This is a genomic window from Pseudomonas sp. PS01299 (assembly GCF_029960145.1).
In the GTDB taxonomy this organism is placed as follows: domain Bacteria; phylum Pseudomonadota; class Gammaproteobacteria; order Pseudomonadales; family Pseudomonadaceae; genus Aquipseudomonas; species Aquipseudomonas putida_A.
Genome location: NZ_JASCPO010000394.1, coordinates 1 through 3,116, shown reverse-complemented (window position 1 = coordinate 3,116; position 3,116 = coordinate 1). Strand labels below are relative to the sequence as shown.

Below are 3,116 nucleotides of genomic sequence, written 5' to 3'. Positions count from 1 at the left end.
GTGAGCCTGCTCGCGATAGCGGTGTATCTGTGGCTTTTGATGCTGACTGACACACTGCTATCGCGAGCAGGCTCACTCCTACAGGATCGTGTTTCCTTTTGAAAAGTTTTCTGACTTTCCCCCGCGCGTACCTCTCCCCGCCTCCAAAGTTCCCGGTTTAGAGCCTTGTCCGTTTGGTCAAAAAAAATTTTGGCGATAGGCCATCTTTTCTGAACTTTTGAAAAACGCCTCCGGTCGGAAGCTGTAACCACGCCTGGAACGAGCGTTTCAAAAACGCGCTTTTACACGACGCTTGCGGCTCCTCGACCAGGATGGATTTTCGGTTTTATCAGGAGTTAAACAATGGAGTTGAAGACCATGAAGACCCAAACCTCGTTCTCCCACCTGCGCGGTCTGAAACTGGCTGCTCTGGCTATCGGTACCAGCTTCGTTCTGGCCGGTTGCGCCGGTAACCCGCCGACCGAGCAGTACGCCGTGACTCAATCGGCCGTCAACAGCGCCGTCAGCGCCGGTGGTACCGAGTTCGCTGCAGTGGAAATGAAGCAGGCTCAGGACAAGCTCAAGCAAGCCGAAATTGCCATGCACGACAAGAAGTATGAGCAGGCTCGCACCCTCGCCGAGCAAGCCGAATGGGACGCTCGCGTAGCAGAACGCAAGGCTCAGGCTGCCAAGGCCGAACAGGCTGTGAAGGATTCCCAGAAAGGTGTTCAGGAACTGCGTCAGGAAAGTCAGCGCACCGTGCAGTAAGCGCGCATCCAGAATCGCAAAGCTGAAACTTTTATCGATAGAAAGGACGACAAATTATGCGTAAGCAACTGATGATCCCCGCTCTTCTGGCCGCAAGCGTTGCCCTGGCTGCCTGCTCCACTCCGCCTAACCCGAACCTGGAACAGGCGCGCACCAACTACGCCGGCCTGCAGGCCAACCCACAGGCAAGCAAAGTCGCTGCCCTGGAAACCAAGGACGCCAGCGATTACCTGGACAAGGCCGACAAGGCTTATCTGGACAAGCAAGACGCAGCCAAGGTTGACCAACTGGCCTACCTGACCAACCAGCGCGTGGAAGTGGCCAAGCAGACCATCGCCCTGCGCACCGCTGAAAACAACCTGAAAAACGCTGCCGCGCAACGTGCTCAGGCGCGTCTGGACGCTCGTGATCAGCAGATCAAACAACTGCAGCAGAGCCTGAACGCCAAGCAGACCGATCGCGGTACCTTGGTGACTTTCGGTGACGTGCTGTTCGCCACCAACAAGGCTGACCTGAAATCCAGCGGTCTGGTGAACATCAACAAACTGGCGCAATTCCTTCAGGAAAACCCTGATCGCAAAGTGATCGTCGAGGGTTACACCGACAGCACCGGCGCGGCTTCGTACAACCAGTCGCTGTCCGAGCGTCGCGCGACCTCGGTACAAGTCGCTCTGATCAAGATGGGCGTAGATCCTTCGCGCATCGTGGTTCAGGGTTATGGCAAGGAATACCCGGTTGCTGATAACAGCAGCGTTTCTGGTCGTGCGATGAACCGTCGTGTGGAAGTGACCATTTCCAACGACAACCAGCCAGTGATGCCACGTTCGGCGGTCAGCTCGAACTAAGCAACACGCGCTAACGCAAAAGCCCCGCCTGAGTGATCAGGCGGGGCTTTTTTTGGCCTTACACATTCCCCCCTTGTGGGAGCGGGCTTGCTCGCGAAAGCGGTAGATCAGTCGGAATATAGAGTGACTGACACACCGCTTTCGCGAGCAAGCCCGCTCCCACAGTTTTTATCGGGTTATGGTTCGAGTTTTTGTGGGGTTTCCTGGCCCATGCAGCGCACGGCTTTTTTCTGCGCATTGATCAGCACCCCGGTCAGGCCTTTCTGCTCGGTGTCGAACAGCACCAGCACGCCATCGATGCACTGCGCCACTTGCGGCGCGGGGTCGAGCGAGACTTTGTAGTCTTCGCCCGGCACGGTCTTGAGCATGGTGAATTCGTTGAGCAGCAGCGCATCCTCGGGTTTGGCGAAGTGCAGGTAACCGTAGTACCACAGGGCGCCGACGGTGCCGAGGATGCTGCAGATACCGGTGATGATCAGCGGGATGGCGTTACGTTCTTCAGTCATTGCGGACTCTCATCTTCAGAATTCGAGGGTTGCGGGTAGTTCGGGATCTCGCCGAGGCGGCGCAGGCCTTTGAAATGTTCGGGATCTTCCAGATAGCGCAGCATCACCTGGCGCCAGACAGGGTCGCCAAAGGTCTGCACGTGGCCGCCGCGGGTCAGCTGCAGCACGCGCGGTGGCGGCGCTGCCTGATACAGGCGGATGGCGTTGGCCATTGGCACCAGCGGGTCATCGATGCTGTGAAAGATCAGTTTCGGCACGCCCGTGAGCTGCGGCATCGAGTTGATCGCGCTGTCGCTATCCGGCACCAGCCACGACAGCGGCACCTGCAACGGCCAGGTCAGCCAAGACGTGCTGAGGGCATACTGCCCGACGCTGCGATAACTGGCGGGCACACCGTCGAGCACGAAGGCCTTGAGTTGCTTCTGCCGCTCCGGGTGCTGCACCAGCCAATGCACGGCCATCGAGCCGCCGAGGCTCTGGCCGAGGAGGATCAGCGGCTTGCCTTTGACCTCTGGCGCCTTGTCGAGCCAGGCGAACGCGGCGTCGATGTCCTGATAGATCGCCGGCAGGCTCGGCTTGCCCTCGGACAAGCCATACCCGCGATAGTCCACCAGCAGCACCTGATAGCCGTTTTTCGGCAACCACCAACTGCCGCCCAGGTGCATCGGCAGGTTGCCGCCGTTGCCGTGCAGGTGCAGGACTGTGCCTTTGACTTCGACGCCAGGTTTGGCCGGTAGCCACCAGGCGTTCAGCTTCAAGCCATCCGCCGTGACCAATGTGACGGTGCGGTATTCGAGCCTGGCTTTTTCCGGGGTGAAGATCTGGCCCGGTTCGGGGTAGAACAATAACGAACTGCAACCACTGAGGGTCAGGAGCAGGCAAAGGATGCCGAGGATTCTCATCCGGTGAAACCTCGCAGAATTCGAATTGGAATACAGTCAAAAACTGTAGGAGTGAGCCTGCTCGCGATAGCGGTGTGCCAGTCGATATTTATGTTGATTGACACACTGCTATCGCG

The 3,116-nt window shown here is 58.2% G+C and carries 4 protein-coding genes; 2 read left to right on the top strand and 2 right to left on the bottom strand.

Annotated features, from left to right (window positions below):
* Window positions 1–342: 342 nt before the first annotated feature.
* Window positions 343–747, top strand: coding sequence for a DUF4398 domain-containing protein (locus QMX91_RS30165; protein WP_007964219.1), 405 nt, complete (start codon window positions 343–345; stop codon window positions 745–747).
* Between the two features lie 56 nt (window positions 748–803).
* Window positions 804–1,592, top strand: a complete 789-nt coding sequence (locus QMX91_RS30160; RefSeq protein WP_007964218.1) for an OmpA family protein — start codon at window positions 804–806, stop codon at window positions 1,590–1,592.
* Between the two features lie 176 nt (window positions 1,593–1,768).
* Here QMX91_RS30160 and QMX91_RS30155 read toward each other — a convergent pair whose 3' ends face one another.
* On the bottom strand, window positions 1,769–2,098 hold the full coding sequence (locus QMX91_RS30155) for a hypothetical protein (RefSeq protein WP_007964217.1): 330 nt from the start codon (window positions 2,096–2,098) through the stop codon (window positions 1,769–1,771).
* Window positions 2,095–3,000 (bottom strand): alpha/beta hydrolase, encoded by a 906-nt coding sequence (locus QMX91_RS30150; protein WP_282413837.1) that lies wholly within the window; start codon window positions 2,998–3,000, stop codon window positions 2,095–2,097. The genes QMX91_RS30155 and QMX91_RS30150 overlap by 4 nt, the downstream gene beginning before the upstream one ends.
* Window positions 3,001–3,116 lie beyond the last annotated feature (116 nt).

Excerpts from the sequence above, each read along its gene's own strand:
- QMX91_RS30165 (WP_007964219.1), top strand. The coding sequence starts at position 343 with ATGGAGTTGAAGACCATGAAGACCCAAACCTCGTTCTCCCACCTGCGC.
- QMX91_RS30160 (WP_007964218.1), top strand. The coding sequence starts at position 804 with ATGCGTAAGCAACTGATGATCCCCGCTCTTCTGGCCGCAAGCGTTGCC.
- QMX91_RS30155 (WP_007964217.1), bottom strand. The coding sequence starts at position 2,098 with ATGACTGAAGAACGTAACGCCATCCCGCTGATCATCACCGGTATCTGC.
- QMX91_RS30150 (WP_282413837.1), bottom strand. The coding sequence starts at position 3,000 with ATGAGAATCCTCGGCATCCTTTGCCTGCTCCTGACCCTCAGTGGTTGC.